The organism is Pseudomonas monsensis, from assembly GCF_014268495.2.
Taxonomy (GTDB): Bacteria; Pseudomonadota; Gammaproteobacteria; order Pseudomonadales; family Pseudomonadaceae; genus Aquipseudomonas; species Aquipseudomonas monsensis.
In genome coordinates this window covers 6,238,858-6,259,296 of the sequence record NZ_CP077087.1, presented here as the reverse complement: position 1 = coordinate 6,259,296, position 20,439 = coordinate 6,238,858, and the positions used below count along the sequence as shown (strand labels likewise).

Annotated in this window: 18 protein-coding genes; 15 read left to right on the top strand and 3 right to left on the bottom strand. The window is 62.0% G+C overall.

What is annotated here, in order from left to right; all coding sequences use genetic code 11:
- Positions 1-133 precede the first annotated feature (133 nt).
- Both ilvA and HV782_RS27720 read left to right on the top strand, forming a co-directional pair.
- Entirely contained in the window at positions 134-1,648 is a 1,515-nt protein-coding gene (ilvA, locus tag HV782_RS27725) for a threonine ammonia-lyase, biosynthetic (protein WP_186747059.1), read from the top strand.
- A gap of 40 nt (positions 1,649-1,688) precedes the next feature.
- A complete protein-coding gene (locus tag HV782_RS27720; protein ID WP_123469634.1) occupies positions 1,689-2,102 on the top strand; it encodes a DUF2269 family protein in 414 nt (137 codons plus the stop codon).
- A gap of 120 nt (positions 2,103-2,222) precedes the next feature.
- Here the strand turns inward: HV782_RS27720 and HV782_RS27715 are convergent, their stop codons facing one another.
- A complete protein-coding gene (locus tag HV782_RS27715; RefSeq protein ID WP_186747061.1) occupies positions 2,223-2,879 on the bottom strand; it encodes a histidinol-phosphatase in 657 nt (218 codons plus the stop codon).
- Positions 2,880-3,022: 143 nt separating this feature from the next.
- Between HV782_RS27715 and HV782_RS27710 the strand changes: the two genes are divergently transcribed.
- Both HV782_RS27710 and ptsP read left to right on the top strand, forming a co-directional pair.
- On the top strand, positions 3,023-3,502 hold the full coding sequence (locus tag HV782_RS27710; protein WP_003229203.1) for an RNA pyrophosphohydrolase: 480 nt from the start codon (positions 3,023-3,025) through the stop codon (positions 3,500-3,502).
- Positions 3,503-3,524: 22 nt separating this feature from the next.
- Positions 3,525-5,804 carry a phosphoenolpyruvate--protein phosphotransferase gene (gene ptsP / locus HV782_RS27705; protein WP_093429796.1) on the top strand — a complete coding sequence of 760 codons (2,280 nt, stop codon included), beginning with the start codon at positions 3,525-3,527 and terminating at the stop codon, positions 5,802-5,804.
- 357 nt (positions 5,805-6,161) lie between these two features.
- Here the strand turns inward: ptsP and HV782_RS27700 are convergent, their stop codons facing one another.
- Positions 6,162-6,908 (bottom strand): NRDE family protein, encoded by a 747-nt coding sequence (locus HV782_RS27700; protein ID WP_128615562.1) that lies wholly within the window; start codon positions 6,906-6,908, stop codon positions 6,162-6,164.
- A 131-nt stretch (positions 6,909-7,039) separates the two neighbouring features.
- Here HV782_RS27700 and HV782_RS27695 point away from each other — a divergent pair, with 131 nt between their 5' ends.
- From HV782_RS27695 to HV782_RS27685, 3 genes are all read left to right on the top strand, one after another.
- Positions 7,040-7,822 (top strand): sulfite exporter TauE/SafE family protein, encoded by a 783-nt coding sequence (locus HV782_RS27695; RefSeq protein ID WP_123469628.1) that lies wholly within the window; start codon positions 7,040-7,042, stop codon positions 7,820-7,822.
- A gap of 79 nt (positions 7,823-7,901) precedes the next feature.
- Positions 7,902-8,717, top strand: coding sequence for a prolipoprotein diacylglyceryl transferase (gene lgt / locus HV782_RS27690; protein WP_123469626.1), 816 nt, complete (start codon positions 7,902-7,904; stop codon positions 8,715-8,717).
- A gap of 50 nt (positions 8,718-8,767) precedes the next feature.
- Positions 8,768-9,739 carry a thymidylate synthase gene (locus HV782_RS27685; RefSeq protein ID WP_123469624.1) on the top strand — a complete coding sequence of 324 codons (972 nt, stop codon included), beginning with the start codon at positions 8,768-8,770 and terminating at the stop codon, positions 9,737-9,739.
- A 125-nt stretch (positions 9,740-9,864) separates the two neighbouring features.
- On the opposite strand, the gene cadR is transcribed toward HV782_RS27685, so the two are convergent.
- Positions 9,865-10,314 (bottom strand): Cd(II)/Pb(II)-responsive transcriptional regulator, encoded by a 450-nt coding sequence (cadR, locus tag HV782_RS27680; RefSeq protein WP_016983204.1) that lies wholly within the window; start codon positions 10,312-10,314, stop codon positions 9,865-9,867.
- A gap of 84 nt (positions 10,315-10,398) precedes the next feature.
- Between cadR and HV782_RS27675 the strand changes: the two genes are divergently transcribed.
- From HV782_RS27675 to HV782_RS27640, 8 genes are all read left to right on the top strand, one after another.
- Positions 10,399-12,660, top strand: a complete 2,262-nt coding sequence (locus HV782_RS27675; RefSeq protein ID WP_186747063.1) for a heavy metal translocating P-type ATPase — start codon at positions 10,399-10,401, stop codon at positions 12,658-12,660.
- A gap of 16 nt (positions 12,661-12,676) precedes the next feature.
- Positions 12,677-13,540, top strand: coding sequence for a LysR family transcriptional regulator (locus HV782_RS27670; RefSeq protein WP_123470308.1), 864 nt, complete (start codon positions 12,677-12,679; stop codon positions 13,538-13,540).
- Between the two features lie 499 nt (positions 13,541-14,039).
- Positions 14,040-14,405 (top strand): DUF6124 family protein, encoded by a 366-nt coding sequence (locus HV782_RS27665; protein WP_186747065.1) that lies wholly within the window; start codon positions 14,040-14,042, stop codon positions 14,403-14,405.
- A gap of 309 nt (positions 14,406-14,714) precedes the next feature.
- Positions 14,715-15,791 carry a putative 2-aminoethylphosphonate ABC transporter ATP-binding protein gene (locus HV782_RS27660; RefSeq protein WP_123469620.1) on the top strand — a complete coding sequence of 359 codons (1,077 nt, stop codon included), beginning with the start codon at positions 14,715-14,717 and terminating at the stop codon, positions 15,789-15,791.
- The gene (locus HV782_RS27655; RefSeq protein ID WP_186747068.1) at positions 15,791-17,515 is read left to right on the top strand and encodes a putative 2-aminoethylphosphonate ABC transporter permease subunit; all 1,725 of its coding nucleotides are present in this window, start codon (positions 15,791-15,793) and stop codon (positions 17,513-17,515) included. The genes HV782_RS27660 and HV782_RS27655 overlap by 1 nt, the downstream gene beginning before the upstream one ends.
- A gap of 41 nt (positions 17,516-17,556) precedes the next feature.
- Positions 17,557-18,582, top strand: a complete 1,026-nt coding sequence (locus tag HV782_RS27650) for a putative 2-aminoethylphosphonate ABC transporter substrate-binding protein (RefSeq protein WP_016983209.1) — start codon at positions 17,557-17,559, stop codon at positions 18,580-18,582.
- Between the two features lie 142 nt (positions 18,583-18,724).
- Positions 18,725-19,858: a TIGR03364 family FAD-dependent oxidoreductase gene (locus HV782_RS27645; RefSeq protein ID WP_186747070.1), complete on the top strand. Its 1,134-nt coding sequence runs from the start codon at positions 18,725-18,727 to the stop codon at positions 19,856-19,858.
- A complete protein-coding gene (locus tag HV782_RS27640; protein WP_186747073.1) occupies positions 19,858-20,418 on the top strand; it encodes a phosphonate degradation HD-domain oxygenase in 561 nt (186 codons plus the stop codon). The genes HV782_RS27645 and HV782_RS27640 overlap by 1 nt, the downstream gene beginning before the upstream one ends.
- Positions 20,419-20,439 lie beyond the last annotated feature (21 nt).

Genomic DNA, 20,439 nt, shown 5'->3' with positions numbered 1-20,439 from the left:
GGGCAAGGTGAGAACGGAAAGGCCGGCATTATAGCCGCAAGCGCGGCTAAAACCTCTGGATTCGTGTGGTCGTCCGGGCAAAAGCCGGGTTAGACTCCTTGGCCCTGCCCAACCCGCTCAGTGATGCTTTCCGATGCTCGAACAGTACGTCAAAAAGATCCTCACCTCGCGCGTTTATGACGTTGCCGTAGAAACCCCGCTGCAGAACGCTCGCCAGCTCTCCGAGCGGCTGGGCAATGACATCTGGCTCAAGCGTGAAGACTTGCAGCCGGTGTTCTCGTTCAAGATTCGCGGCGCCTACAACAAATTGACCCAGTTGACCGACGAAGAGCGCGCCCGTGGCGTGGTCACTGCATCGGCGGGTAACCATGCGCAGGGTCTGGCCCTGGCGGCGAAAGTGCTGGGCGTCAAAGCCACTATCGTCATGCCCAAGACCACCCCGGAGATCAAGGTCGAGGGCGTGCGCTCGCGTGGCGGCAAAGTGGTGCTGCACGGCGATTCGTTCCCGGAGGCACTGGCCTATTCGCTGAAACTGGTCGACGAAAAGGGCTACGTCTACATCCACCCGTACGACGATCCGCACACCATTGCCGGGCAGGGCACCGTGGCGATGGAAATTCTGCGTCAGCACCCGCAACCGCTGGACGCGATCTTCGTGCCGGTCGGCGGCGGCGGTCTGATCGCCGGCATCGCAGCGTATGTGAAATACCTGCGCCCGGACATCAAGGTCATCGGTGTCGAGCCGGACGACTCCAATTGCCTGCAAGCGGCCATGGCCGCGGGTGAGCGCGTGGTATTGCCGACCGTGGGCATCTTCGCCGACGGCGTGGCGGTGGCGCAGATCGGCCAGCACACCTTCGACATCTGCAAGGATTACGTCGACGAAGTGATCACCGTCAGCACGGACGAAATCTGCGCCGCCATCAAGGATATCTACGACGATACCCGCTCGATCACCGAACCTGCCGGCGCTTTGGGCGTGGCCGGGATCAAGAAGTATGTCGAGTTGCGCGGCGTCAGCGGCCAGACCTTCGTCGCCATCGACTCTGGCGCCAACGTCAACTTCGACCGCCTGCGCCACGTCGCCGAACGCGCCGAGCTGGGTGAAGGCCGCGAAGCGATCATCGCGGTGACCATTCCCGAGAAGGCCGGCAGCTTCAAGGCGTTCTGCGAGGCCGTTGGCAAACGCCAGATCACCGAATTCAACTACCGCTACAACACCGGCAGCGAAGCGCACATTTTCGTCGGCGTGCAGACCCACCCGGAAAACGACCCGCGCAGCGCCCTGCTGGCGAGCCTGACCGAACAGGGTTTCCCGGTCATCGACCTGACCGATAACGAGCTGGCCAAGTTGCACATTCGCCACATGGTCGGCGGGCACGCGGCGCACGTCATTGATGAAGTGGTGTTTCGCTTCGAGTTCCCGGAACGTCCGGGGGCGCTGTTCAACTTCCTCAACAAGCTGGGCGGGCGCTGGAACATCTCGATGTTCCACTACCGCAACCACGGGGCTGCCGATGGCCGCGTGGTCGCCGGTCTGCAAGTCCCGCACGACGAGCGCCATCTGGTGCCGGCGGCCCTTGAGGAAATCGGTTACCCGTATTGGGATGAAAGCGAGAACCCGGCCTATCAGCTGTTTCTTGGCTGAGCGGCTACGCTGATGGGCATGGCCCAAGGAAGACGAACACATGGAAACCCTGACCACCCTGAAAGTCCTTCACGTTGCGGCGACCGTGGTGATCCTCTTGAGCGGGCTGGGGCTCGCCGCACTTTCCTGGCGTAATCGCAGCGAAGGACCGGCCAGCACGATGCAGCGGCCTTGGCTGTTCATCTGGTGTCTGATGCTGCTCGGCATGTTCAGCATGCCGTTCACCGGCTGGTGGCTGGTGCACCTGGTGGGCTGGTCGTTGGGGCAGTTCTGGATTCTGGGTTCCAGTGTGATCTATGCCGTGGCCACGTTCAGTGCCGTCTGGCTGCTGGTTCGGCTGAATCGGCTGTGGACGAGCGGGGTCGGCAATCGGAAATTCAATCTGGCACTGGCGATTGTCAGCGGCGTCGGATTTCTCGCCATTGCGGCGTTGATGGGGGCCAAGCCTGTTTAAGGCTTGAGACCGAGTCGAGCCAATCGCTGGCAAGCCAGCTCCCACAGGGATCTTCAGTGAACACGGATATTGTGGACAGCCGAAAAACCTGTGGGAGCTGGCTTGCCAGCGATGGCGTAATTAGCCGCGCAGACTAATCACCGGCCAGCCACGCTTCTCGGCCTCGGCCCGCAGATTCGGATCCGGATCGACAGCGACAGGGTTCGCCACCTGCTCCAGCAGCGGCAGGTCATTCATCGAATCGCTGTAGAAATAGCTGTGATCCAGCGAATGCCCGGTCTCCTCCAGCCAGCGATTGAGGCGTGTCACCTTGCCTTCGCGAAAGCATGGAATGTCGGTGCTGCGCCCGCTGTAGCGGCCATCGATCATTTCGCACTCGGTGGCGATCAGGGTTTCCACGCCCAGGCGCACGGCAATCGGCGCCGTCACGAAGCGGTTGGTCGCGGTGATGATCACCAGTTTGTCGCCGGCGTCACGGTGTTGTTTGAGCAGCTCCAGCGCCTTGGGCAGCACGATCGGCTCGATGCAGTCGCGCATGTAGTCGTTGTGCCACTGCTCAAGCACGGCCATTTCGGTGCGGCCGAGGATTTCCAGGCAAAAGTTCAGGTACGCGGCGTTATCCAGTTGGCCGGCCAGGTAATCCTGATAGAACTCGTCGTTGCGAGCCTTGTACGCCACCGGATCGAGGAAGCCGCGTTCACACAGATAATCGCCCCAAGCGTGATCGCTGTCGCCGCCCAGAAGGGTGTTGTCCAAATCGAATAGAGCCAGGCGCATTGCAGTTACCCGCTGAAAAGTCAGTAAAAAGGCGACAAGAATACGGTCTTTTCACAAGAGTGCACATAAGGTAGGAACCTTCGTTGCCGCCTTATCAAGCTTTGTGGAACAATGCGGCGACATGCGTTTGCGAGGTTGTTGCCGTGATCGACCCCGATGGTTTCCGCCCCAATGTCGGGATCATTCTGACGAATGACGCCGGCCAGGTGCTATGGGCTCGCCGTATCAATCAAGATGCCTGGCAGTTTCCGCAGGGGGGAATCAACCCCGAGGAGACGCCGGAGGACGCCTTGTACCGCGAGTTGAACGAAGAAGTGGGCCTGGAGCGTGAAGATGTTGAAATTCTCGCCTGTACCCGGGGCTGGTTGCGCTATCGTTTGCCGCAACGTCTGGTGCGTACCCACAGCCAACCGCTGTGCATCGGCCAGAAACAGAAATGGTTTCTCCTGCGCCTGATCTCCAACGAGCAGCGGGTGCGGATGGATTTGACCGGTAAACCGGAGTTCGATGGCTGGCGCTGGGTCAGCTATTGGTATCCGTTGGGCCAGGTGGTGACATTCAAGCGCGAGGTGTATCGCCGCGCCCTCAAAGAGCTTGCCCCGCGCCTTTTAGCGCGCGACTGACGACGGAGTTCGACCCCGAGCCATGCTCAATACGCTGCGCAAGATCGTCCAGGAAGTTAACTCCGCCAAGGATCTCAAGGCGGCGTTGGGGATTATTGTGTTGCGCGTCAAAGAGGCCATGGGCAGCCAGGTCTGCTCGGTCTACCTGCTTGACCCCGAGACCAACCGCTTCGTCCTGATGGCCACCGAGGGCTTGAACAAGCGCTCGATCGGCAAGGTCAGCATGGCACCCAACGAAGGTCTGGTGGGTCTGGTCGGCACGCGTGAAGAACCCCTGAACCTCGAAAACGCCGCGGATCACCCGCGCTATCGCTACTTCGCCGAAACCGGTGAAGAGCGATATGCCTCGTTCCTCGGTGCACCGATCATTCACCACCGCCGCGTCGTCGGCGTGTTGGTCATCCAGCAGAAAGAACGCCGCCAGTTCGATGAAGGTGAAGAAGCCTTCCTCGTGACCATGAGCGCGCAACTCGCCGGGGTTATCGCCCACGCCGAGGCCACCGGTTCGATCCGTGGCCTGGGCCGTCAGGGCAAAGGCATCCAGGAAGCCAAGTTCGTCGGCGTACCGGGTTCGCCCGGGGCTGCCGTCGGTACCGCTGTGGTCATGCTGCCGCCGGCCGATCTCGACGTGGTGCCGGACAAGACCATCACCGACATCGACGCTGAGCTGGCGCTGTTCAAGACCGCCATCGAAGGCGTGCGCGCCGACATGCGCGCCTTGTCGGCCAAACTGGCGACCCAGCTGCGTCCGGAAGAGCGCGCGCTGTTCGATGTCTACCTGATGATGCTCGACGATGCCTCGCTGGGCAGCGAAATCACCACCGTGATCAAGACCGGCCAGTGGGCGCAGGGCGCGCTGCGTCAGGTGGTCACTGAACACGTCAACCGTTTTGAACTGATGGACGATGCTTACCTGCGTGAGCGGGCGTCGGACGTCAAAGACCTCGGCCGGCGCCTGCTCGCCTACCTGCAGGAAGAGCGTCAGCAGAACCTGGTCTACCCGGAAAAAACCATTCTGGTCAGCGAAGAGCTGACGCCGGCAATGCTCGGCGAGGTGCCGGAAGGCACGCTGGTCGGTCTGGTCTCGGTACTCGGTTCGGGTAACTCCCACGTCGCGATCCTCGCTCGGGCGATGGGCATTCCGACGGTGATGGGGCTGGTTGACCTGCCGTACGCCAAGGTCGATGGCATCGAGATGATCGTCGACGGCACACGCGGCGAGGTCTACACCAACCCGAGCGAAGTGCTGCGCAAGCAATTCGCCGAGGTCGTCGAAGAAGAGAAACAACTGGCGCTGGGCCTCGACACCCTGCGCGACCTGCCGTGCGTGACCCTTGACGGTCACCGCATGCCGCTGTGGGTCAACACCGGTCTGCTCGCCGATGTGGCGCGGGCGCAGAAGCGTGGCGCCGAAGGTGTCGGCCTGTACCGCACCGAAGTCCCGTTCATGATCAACCAGCGCTTCCCGAGCGAAAAGGAACAACTGGCGATCTACCGCGAACAGCTCGCCGCGTTTCATCCGCAACCGGTGACCATGCGCAGCCTTGATATCGGCGGTGACAAGTCGCTGTCGTACTTCCCGATCAAGGAAGACAACCCGTTCCTCGGCTGGCGCGGCATTCGCGTCACCCTCGACCACCCGGAAATCTTCCTGGTGCAGACCCGCGCAATGCTCAAGGCCAGTGAAGGCCTGAACAATCTGCGGATTCTGCTGCCGATGATCTCCGGCACCCACGAACTCGAAGAAGCCCTGCACCTGATCCACCGGGCCTGGGGCGAAGTGCGCGATGAAGGCACCGACGTGCCGATGCCGCCGATCGGCGTGATGATCGAGATCCCGGCGGCGGTGTACCAGACCAAGGAACTGGCGCGGATGGTCGACTTCCTGTCCGTCGGCTCCAACGACCTGACCCAGTATCTGCTGGCGGTCGATCGCAACAACCCGCGGGTGGCCGATCTCTACGACTACCTGCACCCGGCGGTGCTGCAAGCCCTGCAAACCGTGGTGCGCGACGCCCATGCCGAAGGCAAGCCGGTGAGCATCTGCGGCGAGATGGCCGGTGACCCGGCAGCGGCGGTACTGTTGATGGCCATGGGTTTCGACAGCCTGTCGATGAACGCCACCAACCTGCCGAAGGTGAAGTGGATGTTGCGTCAGGTGAATCTGAGCAAGGCTCAGGAGTTGCTGGCGGAGCTGATGACCATTGATAACCCGCAAGTGATCCACAGCTCGTTGCAATTGGCGTTGAAGAATCTCGGGTTGTCGAAGATGCATCCGCCGGCGGTGGTCAAGGCCCTCTGAAGATCAAAAGCCCCTCACCCTAGCCCTCTCCCGGAGGGAGAGGGGACTGATTGGGGGATGCTGCCGAGGTACGCCGACCTGAAAGTGCATTGCTGAATCCATAATCGCCCCGCAGCGACTTGAAAGTGCATTGCTGAATCCACAATCGACCGGCACCGACCTGAAAGTGCATTGCAGAATTCATAACCGCCCCGCATCGACTTGAAAGTGCATTGCTGAATCCATAATCGTCCGGCAGCGACCTGAAGGTGCTGTGCAGAATCCATATTCGGCTCGGTCTTCCAGGTCAGCGTATGGCTCAAGACACCTCGGTCGGCTCCCTCTCCCTCCGGGAGAGGGCTGGGGTGAGGGTAGCTTTCAAGCGTTTATCTCCACCTCGCCCAAATGCCCGCCATACGGCCCAAAACTGCGCTCCAACATCCGCCGCGTTCCGTCCGCCTGCACCACCAGCGCCGTACTCGCCCGCGTCCCGTAACTCTGGCTGGCGATAAACACGCTCGACAACAATGACTCCGTCGCCAGACCCACTCCGGTGTCCGGCAACTCGGCAAACGGCGCCGTCTGCGCATCGCCCAGCAGCTCCAACAACCGCTCAGGCTGCGGATCATCCAGCACGGCGTGCAACGCTGCCTTGGCCTTGAGCAACTTCGGCCACGGCGTATCCAGCCCGGCATTCGATAGCCCGTAAACCCCCGGCTCCAGCATCACTGGCTCGGACGTCCGCGCATTGAAGTGCCACAGCTCGTGGGCATTGCCCAGCAGCAGGTTGAACCCGGCATATTCCGGCGCACGTCCGACCACATCGCTCAAATAATCATCAATCGACGCATCGCCGGTAAGAAACCGCGCCACCAGTTCTCCCCGTGACTTGCGTGCCGGCGGCTGGTGCGGATCGCGGATGTTGGTCAGCGCGGCAAAGCGGCCGTTGGTGCCGATCCCCAGCCACGTGCCGCCCGCTTCCAGGTCGCGTCCGGCATGCACGTGCGGCGCTTCCGGCCATTGCGCCAGCGGCAGGCTGGGCCGGGCGTAGAACTCGTCACGGTTGGCCGCGACGATCAGCGGCTGGGCATGGCCCGGGCGCCAGGCGAAAACAATCAGGCACATAAGGTGGTCCTTGTGTGTTTTTTGCTCACTCTACGCATCCGGCGTCCGTGCATCCATCGCAAGTGGAGCAGGAGGCCATGCATCCGTTACCATGCCGCTCCGGTTTTGGGGATGCGGTCTGGGAGACGGTCATGGAATTTCTGCTCTATCTGGCGCTGGGCGCCTGTGCGGGCGTGCTGGCCGGGCTGTTCGGGGTGGGCGGCGGGATCATCATTGTCCCGGTTCTGGTGTTCAGTTTCACCCTGCAGGGTTTTGATCAGTCGATTCTTACGCATCTGGCGGTCGGGACATCACTGGCGACGATCATCTTTACCTCGGTCAACGCCGTGCGTGAGCATCACCGTCGCGGCGCGGTGCGCTGGCCGATTTTCATGTGGATGACCGTCGGCATTCTGCTCGGCGCCGGTTTCGGCGCGCTGACGGCCGAGGCTATTTCCGGTCCCAACCTGCAAAAAATCATCGGCGTGTTTGCTCTGGTGATTGCTGTGCAACTGGCGCTGGATGTTAAACCCAAGGCCAGTCGAACAGTGCCGGGCAAACTCGGTCTGACCGTGGCCGGCAGTGTGATTGGCTGGGCCTCGGCGATTTTCGGCATTGGCGGCGGTTCGTTGACCGTGCCGTTCCTGACCTGGCGCAGCGTGCCGATGCAGCAAGCGGTGGCGACATCGTCGGCTTGTGGCCTGCCGATCGCCCTGGCCAGTGCCTTAAGTTTCATGATTCTGGGCTGGCATGATCCGTTGCTGCCGCCGCATAGTCTCGGTTTTGTCTATCTGCCGGCGTTGTTGGGCATCGCCCTGACCAGCATGGTGTTCGCCCGCATCGGCGCGCGTCTGGCGCACAAATTGTCGCCGCGCTTGCTGAAACGGCTGTTCGCCGCTTTGCTGTTCTGCGTGGGTTTGAGCTTTCTGCTTTAACCGCGCCGCAATCCTGGCTTAATCCTGAGGTGGCAGCGTCGCCCGGGAATTTTGGTTTCAACTCTAACGAGGAGTCGCAATGCTGCCTTACCCGCAGATCGACCCGGTGGCCCTGGCCATCGGTCCGCTGAAAATCCATTGGTACGGCCTGATGTACCTGATCGGTATCGGCGGTGCATGGCTGCTGGCGTCGCGCCGGCTCAACCGTTTCGACCCGACCTGGTCCAAGGAGAAGCTCTCCGATCTGATCTTCTGGCTGTCGATGGGGGTGATTGTCGGCGGGCGACTGGGCTACGTGCTGTTCTACGATCTGAGCGCCTACCTCGCCAACCCGACGCTGATTTTCGAGGTGTGGAAGGGCGGCATGTCGTTCCACGGCGGGTTTATCGGCGTGATGCTCGCGGCCTTGTGGTTCGGCAAGCGCAACGGCAAGTCGTTCTTCCAACTGATGGACTTCGTCGCACCGATGGTGCCGATTGGTCTGGGCGCCGGACGTATCGGCAACTTCATCAACGCCGAGTTGTGGGGCAAGCCGACCGACGTGCCGTGGGCGATGATCTTTCCGCCATTCAGCGACCCGGCGCAGTTGCCGCGTCACCCGTCGCAGCTGTATCAGTTCGCGCTCGAAGGCGTCGCGCTGTTCCTGATCCTCTGGCTGTTCTCGCGCAAACCGCGTCCGACCATGGCGGTATCGGGCATGTTCGCGCTGTTCTACGGCATCTTCCGTTTTATCGTCGAGTTCGTTCGTGTACCGGACGCGCAACTGGGCTATCTGGCCTGGAACTGGCTGACCATGGGGCAAGTGCTGTGCGTGCCGATGATCGTCGGCGGGCTGTTCCTGATCTGGCTGGCCTATCGTCGTGCGCCGGCAGCGCCGGTTGCCCCGACGGCTTAAACTACGAACCCCGGTGCGCGACGCCGGGGCTCAAAGGACACAGGTAACTCATGAAGCAATATCTCGAACTGGTCTCGCACGTCATCAAAAACGGCACCAAGCAGGCCAACCGCACTGGCATCAACACCATCAGTTTCCCGGGGGCGATGCTGCGTTTCGATCTGCAGGAAGGTTTTCCGGCGATCACCACGCGCAAGATGGCCTTCAAATCGGCCATCGGCGAGATGTGCGGCTTTTTGCGTGGCGTGAACAACGCCGCTGAATTCCGTGCGCTGGGCTGCAAGGTCTGGGACCAGAACGCCAACGAAAACGCGCAGTGGCTGGCCAACCCGTTCCGCCAGGGCGAGGATGACCTCGGCGAAATCTACGGCGTGCAATGGCGCAAATGGCCGGCGTACAAGCAGATCCCGCTGAGCAACCCGGCCGCCATCGAGCAGACCCTGAGCAACGGCTACAAGCAAATCGCCCAGGGCGAAGAAGATGGCCAGGCCTACGTGGTGCTGTACAAAGCCATCGACCAGGTGCGCCAGTGCGTCGACACGATCATCAAGGATCCGGGCAGCCGCCGCATTCTGTTCCACGGCTGGAACGTCGCTCAGCTCGATGAAATGGCCCTGCCGCCGTGCCATCTGCTGTACCAGTTCCACCCGAATGTCGAGACCAAAGAGATTTCTCTGACCCTCTACATCCGATCCAACGACCTGGGCCTGGGCACGCCGTTCAACCTCACCGAAGGCGCCGCGCTGCTGAGCCTGATCGGTCGCCTGACCGGCTACACGCCGCGCTGGTTCACCTATTTCATCGGTGACGCCCACGTCTACGAAAACCACCTGGACATGCTCAACGAACAGCTCAAGCGCGAGCCGTTCGCCATGCCGAAGCTGAAGATTTCGGATCGCGTGCCGGAATTTGCCAAGACGGGTGTGTATCAGCCGGAGTGGCTGGAGCTGGTGGAGCCGAGCGACTTCTCGCTGGAAGGTTACGAGCACCATGCGCCGATGACCGCGCCAATGGCGGTCTGACAAGTAGTACGCGCGCCCCTGTGGGAGCGAGCTTGCTCGCGAAAGCGGAGTGTCAGTTGATAGAAGTGTCGACTGAACCACCGCTTTCGCGAGCAAGCTCGCTCCCACAGTGTTTTTTGGTGTTCCTAGTGGCCGTGACTGCGGCCTACATGGGAGTGTTCGACTTCCGTCGCAACAACCCCGCCACTCACTTCCAGCCGCTGCAAAATCCCGCATTGATCGGCCATCGGCCCTTCGCCACAGCGTTGGCGCAGGTCGAGCAGCTGTGTCTGCAAGGCCAGCAAGCCGTCAATCCGCGCTTTCACATGCTGGATGTGCTCGTCGATCAGCGTATTGACGCTTTCACACTGATCCTGCGGGCTGTCACGCATGGCCAGCAGGCTGCGGATTTCTTCGAGGGTCATGTCGAGGGTGCGGCAGTTGCGGATGAAGGTCAGGCGTTCGGCGTGGGCCTGGGTGTAGACGCGGTAGTTGCCGTCGCTGCGCGCCGGTTCCGGCAGCAGGTTTTCGCGCTCGTAATAGCGGATGGTTTCCACCGCGCAGTCGGTGAGTTTCGCCAGTTCGCCGATCTTCATGACGGCCATCTCCAAAAGGGTGCTTGACCCTATAGTGGCTACAGGGTCTTTACTTGGCAACAGGCACCTTCATGGACGCGACCAATGAGCGATTCTCAGCACATCCACAAACCCGGCGACGGGCATGATCATGGCCACAGCCATAAATTGCAGCCCGTGCATAAGCACGACCACGGCGGCGATGCCTGCTGCGCGTCGAAAGCCGCCGCGCCTGCGCGGGTCCAGTTGAGCGAAAAGACCAGCGCCGATGCGCGGCTCAGCAGTTTCCGCATCGAGGCGATGGACTGCCCGACCGAGCAGACGCTGATCCAGAACAAGCTCGGCAAGCTGCCCGGCGTGCAGCAACTGGAATTCAACCTGATCAACCGCGTGCTCGGCGTCACCCACAACCTGCCGGACACCGCGCCGATCACCGAGGCGATCACCTCGCTGGGCATGCACGCCGAACCGCTGGAGGCGGGCGTCGAGGCACCAGCCCCTGCGCCGGTGAAAAAACACTGGTGGCCGCTGGCGCTGTCCGGCGTCGGTGCGCTCGCGGCTGAAGTGATCCACTTCACCAGTGCCGCGCCGACCTGGGTGGTGGCGATCATTGCGTTGGTGTCGATCCTCAGCGGTGGCCTGACTACCTACAAAAAGGGCTGGATCGCCCTGAAGAACCGCAACCTCAATATCAACGCGCTGATGAGCATCGCGGTGACCGGTGCGGTGTTGATCGGGCAGTGGCCGGAAGCGGCGATGGTGATGTTCCTGTTTACCGTGGCCGAACTGATAGAGGCGCGCTCGCTGGATCGTGCGCGCAATGCCATCAGCGGTTTGATGCAAATGACGCCGGAGCAAGCCACGGTGTTGCAGGCTGACGGCAGCTGGATTGAGCAGGACGTGAAAAGCGTCGAACTCGGCGCCCGCGTGCGGGTAAAACCCGGCGAGCGCATCGCGCTGGACGGCGAGGTGGTCAGCGGCAGTTCGACCATCGACCAGGCACCGATCACCGGTGAAAGCCTGCCGGTGGAGAAGACCGTCGGCGACAAAGTTTTCGCCGGCACCATCAACCAGGCCGGTTCGCTGGAATACGCGGTGACCGCAGCGGCGAACAACTCGACCCTGGCGCGCATCATCCACGCCGTCGAGCAGGCGCAAGGCGCACGCGCCCCGACCCAACGCTTTGTCGATCAATTCTCGAAAATCTACACCCCGGTGGTATTTGTCCTGGCGCTGGCGGTGGCGATTATCCCGCCGCTGTTCATGGGCGCGGTGTGGTTCGACTGGATCTACCGCGCGCTCGTGCTGCTGGTGGTGGCGTGCCCCTGCGCGCTGGTGATTTCCACTCCGGTGACCATCGTCAGCGGCCTCGCGGCGGCGGCGCGCAAAGGCATTCTGGTCAAGGGCGGCGTGTACCTGGAGGGCGGTTTCAAGCTCGATTATCTGGCGCTGGACAAGACCGGGACCATCACTCACGGCAAACCGGTGCAAACCGATTACCTGTCCCTCGACCCAACGGCAGATGCCACGGCGTCGGCAATCGCTGCTGCGTTGGCCGGTCGCTCCGATCACCCCGTGTCGCTGGCCATCGCCAACGCCGCTGTGGATAAAAACTTCAAAGCACTGACTGTGGATAACTTCGAAGCGTTGGCCGGTCGCGGGGTGAAGGGGCAGGTCAACGGTCAGACCTATCACTTGGGTAACCATCGTCTGGTCGAAGAACTGGGCCTGTGCTCGCCGCAGCTGGAAGAAAAACTGTTTGCGCTGGAGAAGCAGGGCAAGTCGGTGGTGCTGCTGCTCGACAGCTCCGGCCCGCTGGCGCTGTTCGCCGTGGCCGATACCGTCAAGGAAAGCAGCCGCGAAGCGATCCGCCAGTTGCATGCTCTGGGCGTGAAAACCCTGATGCTCACCGGTGACAACGTGCACACCGCGCAGGCGATTGCCGCGCAGGTCGGCATTGATCAGGCCAAGGGCGACTTGCTGCCGACCGACAAGCTGCAAGCCATCGAAGCACTTTATGCACAGGGGCATCGGGTGGGCATGGTCGGCGACGGCATCAACGATGCCCCGGCACTGGCCCGCGCCGAGATCGGTTTCGCCATGGCGGCGGCCGGCACCGACACCGCGATTGAAACCGCCGATGTCGCCCTGATGGACGACGATCTGCGCAAGATTCCCGCGTTTATCAGCCTGTCGCGTGACACTGCCAGCATCCTGAAACAGAACATCGCCTTGGCACTGGTGATCAAGGCTATCTTTCTTGGGGTAACCTTCGCCGGACTCGCCACCATGTGGATGGCAGTATTCGCCGACATGGGCGTGAGCCTGCTGGTGGTGTTCAACGGTTTGCGCCTGTTGCGTAAATAAACGATGAGGGATGGTTGTGCTGAGTGCCGAGCTGAAAGCGTTTTACATGGTCGCCCGCCTGGGCAGCATCACGCTGGCGGCGAAAAAGCTCGGCCTTAGCCAACCCACCGTGACCACGCAGATCCGCAACCTCGAAAGCCAATACTCGGTGGAACTGTTCTACCGTGGCGGTCGGCGCCTGAGCGTCAGCGACGAAGGCGCGCGGTTGCTGCCGATGGTCAAGGCGCTGTTGCAGCAGGAAGCCGACATCGAGTTCTTCCTGCGCAACAGCGGTCAGGTGCAGGGTACTTTGCGCATTGCCGCGACGGCGCCGTATTACATCCTCGATCTGGTGAAGACCTTTCGCGAGCGCTTGCCCCAGGTGGAAGTGTCGGTGGAAATCGGCAATTCGCAGCAGGTGCTCGAAGCGCTGGAGGACTACCGGGTGGACGTCGCCGCTTCGTCGCAGTTGCTCGACGATGCGCGATTGATTCGCCGCGTGCTGGGCACTGATCCACTGGTGCTGGCGGTGCATCGCAATCATCCGCTGGCAGCTCATGATCACGTGGCCTTGAGCGCACTGGCCGGGCATACCCTGTTGATGCGTGAAACCGGGTCAACGACGCGGCGTCTGACCGAGGAGTTGCTGGCCAGTGCCGGGGTCAGTTTCGGGCCGTTGCTGGAGATCGGCAGCCGCGAGTCGATCCGTGAGGCGGTGCTGCGCAACATCGGCATCAGCATCATTGCCCGCCAGGAAGTGCCGCATGATCCGCAGTTGCGGGTGCTGACCATCGAGAATGCGCCGCAGATTCCCGAGTATCTGTATTGCCTCAAGGAGCGCAAGAGCGCGCGATTGCCGGCGGCATTTCTGGGGTTGGCCCAGGAAATGTCCCCGGCCTGAGATCTTTCAGTGTCTGTGCCGGCCTCTTCGCGAGCAAGCTCGCTCCCACATTGGAATGCGTTCCCCCTGTGGGAGCGAGCTTGCTCGCGAAGACGTCAGTCGCCGCAGCAAAATCCGACAGGTAAATCCCTGGTCTCTGTAGGGCACTAAACCCATTCCAGTGCAGGTGTTTAAAGACACTCGGTGTTACGCCCGGCAGCCTACAAATCCTTGCGCCGCTGCCTACGCATGCACCAGAATCCGCCGGCTTGTGCGCCTTGGGCGGGCTGCGTAACTTGATCGGGTCACTGATTCCCAGTGATCGGGTTTAGCAGCTCGTGGTTAATCTAAGGGTGCACACACATCATCAGTCAGGCTCTGTGCCTGCATCGATGGCGGCTGTGCGCAGGGCGCTTCGGCGCGCCGGCTTCCTTAGGTTCCCCGGTCTGCTAACCTGCGTTCAGCTGCCACCCCTTCTTTTAGCAGAGAAGCGGTTCCAGCTTTATTTCGGAACCTGAAGATGATTAAACCAACGCCAAACCCGCCGGTCACAGACCCGGCATCCCCCTACGAATCGCCCGATTCAAAGAAATTCCATAAAGCCGCCGAGCGCGCCCTCGACCACTATCTCTGCCCACCGAGCGCCGCCATCATGGCCACGCCCTACACCCCCAACACGCTCTACATGGCACACCCTGAGGCTGACACCGAATCCCTGCTGGCCGACGCCAGTGAAACGCTCGGTTCCGCCACCGTCATGCTCCACAACCACGCAGCAATGGTTGAAGGCTCGAACCGCAAAACCCTGCAAGGCATCGCCCAAGTGGTGATGCTGGCAGAACTGGCGGTCAATCGCGTGCTGGACCGGTTAGTGCCGACCGAGTGATCAACGCTCAGCGGCGCATCTGCATGTGCCGCTGAGTGCGGTTGGCCGGGCATACTTTGCTGCGCCAAGAGCTGTTGCCCGCCTGAATTCTGTGGTGAATGTCTGGGCCTCTTCGCGAGCAAGCTCGCTCCCACATTGGAATGCGTTCCCCCTGTGGGAGCGAGCCTGCTCGCGAAGGCGTCAGCTCATTCGACACAGAATCTGAACCCAAATCCCCGAATACCACTATCACCAGTTTTTGCCTCACTGCCACATGACGGACGCATTACAACTCTAGGATTGGCCCCATCAGCTTGATGAGGTCTGTCCATGAATCCTGCAATCGCAACTGCCCTGACCAATCCCGGTGCGCCGATGAAAGTGCGCGGCGTGCAGAAGCGCTTCGGCGCGTTTACCGCGCTGGATAACGTCTCCCTCGATGTCGCCGCCGGTGAGCTGGTGTGTCTGCTCGGCCCCTCCGGCTGTGGCAAGACCACGCTGCTGCGCTGCATCGCCGGGCTGGAGAAACAGGACAGCGGCGAGTTGTACCTCGGTGACCGCGACGTTTCGCACCTCGCCCCACAAGCCCGCGACTACGGGATTCTGTTCCAGTCCTACGCGCTGTTCCCCAATCTGACGGTCGAAGCGAACATTGCCTACGGCCTCGCCGGCAGTGGTCGCGACGAGGTCCGTCGCCGCGTCGGGCAGATGCTGGAGCTGGTCGGCCTCACCGGCAGTGAGAAAAAGTACCCGGGCCAGTTGTCCGGCGGCCAGCAACAGCGAGTCGCGCTGGCGCGTGCCCTGGCCCCGGCGCCGTCGCTGCTGTTGCTCGATGAACCGATGTCGGCGCTGGACGCCCGGGTGCGCGAGCATCTGTGCACCGAACTGCGCCAGCTGCAGCGCAACCTCGGCATCACCACCCTGATGGTCACCCACAATCAGGACGAAGCCATGCTGATGGCCGATCGCATCGCTGTGATGAACAACGGCCGTGTCGAGCAGTACGCCACCCCGCAGGAAATCTACAACCGCCCGGCCACACCATTCGTGGCCGAGTTTGTCGGTCAGGGCAACTGGCTGCCGTTCCAGCGCAGCAGCGCCAGTCACGCCCGTGTTGGCGGGATGGATGTGCGTCTGGCTGATGGCAGCGTGAGCGGCGCTTCGGGGCGACTGTTCTGCCGTCCGGAAGCGATCAACGTCAATCCCGTGGTGCACGAAGAAAACCTGTTTCCGGCCAAGGTGCGCGAGATCACGTTCCTCGGCAACCGCTGCCGCATGAGCTTCGAACTCGACCAATTGCCGGGGCATCCGTTGCTTGCCGAACTGGCGCCGGAAGCCATGCCGCGCCTCGGCGCCCAGCAGATCATGGTCGCCTTGCCGCCGCGCAGCCTGCAGGTGTTTGCCTGATGAGCGCGAACATCGCACTGCCGCTACCGCACAAGCAGGCGCGGCGAGTGTCCGGTGCCGAGGTCGGTGACCGGATCTTTGTCCTCGGCGGCAAACTCCTGCTGTTGTTGCTGCTCGGTGTTGCGGTGCTGCTGCCCTTGCTGGCGATCTTCTGGCGCGGCTTCAGCAGCGAGGCCGGGCAGGGCGGTGGCTGGCTCGCCGCGCAGGAGCTGGTGACCAGCGCCAATTTCCACTGGCTGCTCGGCAACAGCCTGAAAGTTTCCCTCAGCGTCGCGGCCATTGTCGTACCGCTGGCCTACCTGTTTGCCTACGCCCTGCAACGCACGCTGATTCCGGCCAAGGGCATCTGGCGCGGGATTTCCCTGCTGCCATTGATGGCACCGTCGATGCTGCCGGGGATCGCGCTGGTCTATCTGTTCGGCAACCAGGGCATGTTGCGCGGGCTGCTCTCGGACAACATCTACGGTTTCTGGGGGATTGTGCTGGGTGAGGTGATTTACACCTTCCCCCATGCGCTGATGATTCTGCTCTCGGCATTGTCGCTGGCCGATGCGCGCCTGTTTGATGCGGCGTCGAGCATGGGCGCCAGTCCGGCCAAGGCTTTTCGCAGCATCACCTGGCCGGCGACCCGGCAGGCAGTGTTCGCCGCATTCTGTCTGGTGTTCACCCTGACCATCACCGATTTCGGGGGGCCGGTGGTAGTCGGTGGCGACTATCAAGTGCTGGCGCTGGAAGCCTATAAAGCGGTGGTCGGCCAACAGCAATTCGGTCGCGGCGCGTTGATCGGCATGGTGCTGTTGCTGCCGGCGCTGTTCAGCTTTGGTGTGGATGCCTGGCTGCGCCGCCGTCATGGCGATTCAATGAGTGGCCGTGCGCAAGTGTTCAAACCGGTGCCTTCGAAACTGCGCGATAGCTGCTATCTGGCGATTGTTTTGCTGATCAGCGCCGCGTTGATTCTGGTGTTCGGCATGGCGGTGTTTTCCTCGCTGGTGAAGTTCTGGCCGTACAACCTGTCGCTGTCGCTCAACCACTATCAGTTCAACGAAACCGCCGGCGGTGGCTGGCTGGCCTACGGCAACAGTTTGAAGATGGCGCTGGGTACGGCGCTGATCGGCAGTGTGCTGATCTTCACCGGCGCTTACCTGATGGAGAAAACCCGCACCCAGCGCGGCCTCAACCTGGCGTTGCGCATGCTCAGTTTCATCCCGATGGCGGTGCCGGGGCTGGTGCTTGGCCTGGGTTACGTCTTCTTCTTCAACCTCACCGGCAACCCGCTGCACGTGCTGTACGGGACGATGACCCTGCTGATCGTCTGCACCATTGCGCACTACCTGACCACCGCACAAATGACCGCGACCACCGCGCTGCGCCAGCTCGACGCCGAGTTCGAAGCCGCTGCGCTGTCGCTCAAGGCGCCGCTGTACCGCCACTACCTGCGCGTCACCGTGCCGATCTGCCTGCCGGCGCTGCTGGACATCGTGCGCTACCTGTTCGTTTCGGCGATGACCACCGTGTCGGCGGCGATCTTCCTCTACAGCCCCGACACCATCCTCGCGGCGGTGGCGGTGCTGAACATGGATGACGCCGGCAACGTCGGCGGCGCGGCGGCGATGTCGACCCTGATTCTGTTCACCTCGGCAGGCGTGTCCTTGCTGCTGGCGTGGGCTTCGCGCGGCTTGCTGCGCCGTTCCCAGGCCTGGCGGCAAACCGCGCCGGGTCACTGATTCAAACCTGCAAACCTCAACTCACCTACAGGAAAACGATCATGTTCAAGCCTATGGCCCTGGCCGCTGCTGTGCTCGCTACTTTCAGCCTGAATGCCTTTGCGGCAAAAACCGAGTTGACGGTGTACACCGCCCTCGAAGCCGAGCAACTGAAGTCCTACAAAGAAGCGTTCGAAAAGGCCAACCCGGACGTCGAGATCAAGTGGGTGCGTGACTCCACCGGGATCATCACCGCCAAACTGCTCGCCGAAAAGGCCCGTCCGCAGGCTGACGCGGTGTGGGGCCTGGCCGCTTCGAGCCTGGCGATTCTCGATCAGCAAGGCATGTTGCAAAGCTACGCGCCGAAGGATCTGGGCAAGATCGGCGCGAACTACCGCGACGCCGCCAACCCGCCAGCCTGGGTCGGCATGGACGTCTGGGCCGCGACCATTTGCTTCAACACCGTCGAGGCCGAGAAGCAGGGCCTGACCAAGCCAGTGAGCTGGCAAGACCTGACCAAGCCTGAGTACAAGGGCAAGATCGTCATGCCGAACCCGGCGTCGTCCGGCACCGGTTTCCTCGACGTCAGCGCCTGGCTGCAAACCTTCGGCGAGAAGCAGGGCTGGGCCTACATGGACGGTCTGCACCAGAACATCGGCCAGTACGTTCACTCCGGTTCCAAGCCTTGCAAACTGGCGGCGGCGGGTGAGTTCCCGATTGGCATTTCCTTTGAATACCCGGCCGTTCAGCTGAAACGCCAGGGCGCGCCGCTGGACATCATCCTGCCGAAGGAAGGCCTGGGCTGGGAGATCGAAGCCACTGCCGTGATCAAAGGCACGCCACATGAAGAAGCAGCGAAAAAACTCGCGGACTTCTCTGCCAGCGCCGAGGCGATGGACCTGTACAAAGAGAACTTCGCTGTTCTTGCTCAGCCGGGTATCGCCAAGCCGCAAACCGAACTGCCGGCCGACTACGAGCAGCGCCTGATCAAGAACGACTTTGCCTGGGCCTCGAAGAACCGCGACGAGATCCTGACCGAGTGGCGCAAGCGTTATGACGGCAAGTCCGAGAAAGTCGTCGCCAAGTAAGATCTTTATCGACTGACAGGGCCCCATCGCTGGCCAGCCAGCTCCCACAGTATTCCGGGGTGGATACAGATTTTTGAACACCTCTAAACCTGTGGGAGCTGGCTTGCCAGCGAAAGCGGTCTCTCATTCAGAGCACCTCTAAATGACCCAACACAAAGACCTGCTCATCGCAGGCGCCGGCATCCTCGGCCTGTCTCACGCCTATGCCGCCGCCAAGCGCGGGCTCAAGGTCAGCGTTTTCGAACGCACCGCCACGCCTCTCGGCGCCTCGGTGCGCAACTTCGGCCAGGCGCTGGTCACCGGCCAGCCACCCGGCCCGATGCTCGAACTGGCCAAGGCCAGCCGCGACATCTGGGGTGACTGGGCGCAACTCGCCGATCTGCAGATCAAGCGTAACGGCTCGTACCTGTTCGCCCGCACCGAAGCTGAAGAACACCTGCTCGAAGCCTTTTGCAACGGCCGCGCCGTGGAACACGGTTACAACATCGCGCTATTGCGCGGTGCTGCCCTGCGTGATCTGTACCACGGTCAGTTCAGCCACCACCGCGCGGCGTTGCACGGCATGGACGATCAACAGCTGTACTCGCGTGAAGCGATCCCGGCGCTGATCGACTACCTGCGCCGCGACCTCGGCGTCGAATTTCATTTCTCCACGCTGGTGCGTGACGTCGAGCCGGGGCGCCTGCACAGCACCGCCGGTACGTTCACGGCGAAACAGATCATCGTCTGTTCCGGCCACGATTATCAGACCCTGCTGGCCGAGCCGATTGCCGCGCTCGACCCGCAAATCTGTCGCCTGCAAATGCTTCGCGCCAAACCGCAGATCGAACTGAACCTGCAACACGCCTTGCTCACTGGTTTGAGCTGCGTGCACTACGGCGCCTTCGCCGATCTACCGCAGGCGGCAGCGGTGCAGGCGCAGATCCTGCGCGAACAACCGCACCTGCACGACAACGGCATTCACCTGCTGATCAGCCCGACGCCGTATGGCGAGCTGATCATCGGCGATTCGCACCATTACGGCAGCGACCCGTCGCCGTTCAACGCCGAACAAGTGGACAACTGGATGCTGGAACTGGCCGAGCAGACGCTGGGCTGCAAGGTGCACGTGGTCGAGCGCTGGCAGGGCGTCTACGGTGCCCGCGGGCCGGGACCGTTTTCGTTCCTGCGCCCGGCACCGGGGCTGAGTGTGGCGCTGATGCACACCGGCGTCGGCATGAGCGTCGGCCCGGCGCTGGCCGAGCGCAACATCGCGCAGTTGCTGGAGGAAATCTGATGACGGAGCAGCAGCAAGTCGTCGCCCGGGTGTTCGGGTTGTATGAGCGTTTCGGCACTCGCGATTACATCGGCGAACCGGTGTCGCAGATCGAGCACATGTCCCAGGCCGCCGAACTGGCAATCGCCGAAGGCTTCGATGACGAGGTGGTGCTGGCGGCGTTCTTCCACGACATCGGTCATCTGTGTGCCGAGGGCGCCGAGAACATGGGCGGGTATGGCGTGGTCAGCCATGAGCGGCTGGGGGCGGATTATTTGCGTGAGGCGGGTTTCAGCGAGCGCCTGGCGCGGTTGGTGGAGTATCACGTGCAGGCCAAGCGGTATCTGACGTTGCGTGAGCCGGGGTATTTCGAGCGCTTGAGTGAAGCCAGTCGCAAGACACTGGCGTATCAGGGCGGGGTGATGACGGAGGCAGAGGCGGACATGTTTGAGCGCGATCCGTTGTGTGCTGTCAGCCTGCGGATGCGGCAGTGGGATGAGTTGGCCAAGGAGATAGCGGTGCCGGTAATGGATTTGAGTGTGCTAAAGCGCAAGGCTGAGGTTTTGTTGTCGGCTGAGTGATTGCAACCCTCACCCCAGCCC

Excerpts from the sequence above, each read along its gene's own strand:
- ilvA (WP_186747059.1), top strand. The coding sequence starts at position 134 with ATGCTCGAACAGTACGTCAAAAAGATCCTCACCTCGCGCGTTTATGAC.
- HV782_RS27720 (WP_123469634.1), top strand. The coding sequence starts at position 1,689 with ATGGAAACCCTGACCACCCTGAAAGTCCTTCACGTTGCGGCGACCGTG.
- HV782_RS27715 (WP_186747061.1), bottom strand. The coding sequence starts at position 2,879 with ATGCGCCTGGCTCTATTCGATTTGGACAACACCCTTCTGGGCGGCGAC.
- ptsP (WP_093429796.1), top strand. The coding sequence starts at position 3,525 with ATGCTCAATACGCTGCGCAAGATCGTCCAGGAAGTTAACTCCGCCAAG.
- HV782_RS27700 (WP_128615562.1), bottom strand. The coding sequence starts at position 6,908 with ATGTGCCTGATTGTTTTCGCCTGGCGCCCGGGCCATGCCCAGCCGCTG.
- HV782_RS27695 (WP_123469628.1), top strand. The coding sequence starts at position 7,040 with ATGGAATTTCTGCTCTATCTGGCGCTGGGCGCCTGTGCGGGCGTGCTG.
- lgt (WP_123469626.1), top strand. The coding sequence starts at position 7,902 with ATGCTGCCTTACCCGCAGATCGACCCGGTGGCCCTGGCCATCGGTCCG.
- HV782_RS27685 (WP_123469624.1), top strand. The coding sequence starts at position 8,768 with ATGAAGCAATATCTCGAACTGGTCTCGCACGTCATCAAAAACGGCACC.
- cadR (WP_016983204.1), bottom strand. The coding sequence starts at position 10,314 with ATGAAGATCGGCGAACTGGCGAAACTCACCGACTGCGCGGTGGAAACC.
- HV782_RS27675 (WP_186747063.1), top strand. The coding sequence starts at position 10,399 with ATGAGCGATTCTCAGCACATCCACAAACCCGGCGACGGGCATGATCAT.
- HV782_RS27665 (WP_186747065.1), top strand. The coding sequence starts at position 14,040 with ATGATTAAACCAACGCCAAACCCGCCGGTCACAGACCCGGCATCCCCC.
- HV782_RS27660 (WP_123469620.1), top strand. The coding sequence starts at position 14,715 with ATGAATCCTGCAATCGCAACTGCCCTGACCAATCCCGGTGCGCCGATG.
- HV782_RS27655 (WP_186747068.1), top strand. The coding sequence starts at position 15,791 with ATGAGCGCGAACATCGCACTGCCGCTACCGCACAAGCAGGCGCGGCGA.
- HV782_RS27650 (WP_016983209.1), top strand. The coding sequence starts at position 17,557 with ATGTTCAAGCCTATGGCCCTGGCCGCTGCTGTGCTCGCTACTTTCAGC.
- HV782_RS27645 (WP_186747070.1), top strand. The coding sequence starts at position 18,725 with ATGACCCAACACAAAGACCTGCTCATCGCAGGCGCCGGCATCCTCGGC.
- HV782_RS27640 (WP_186747073.1), top strand. The coding sequence starts at position 19,858 with ATGACGGAGCAGCAGCAAGTCGTCGCCCGGGTGTTCGGGTTGTATGAG.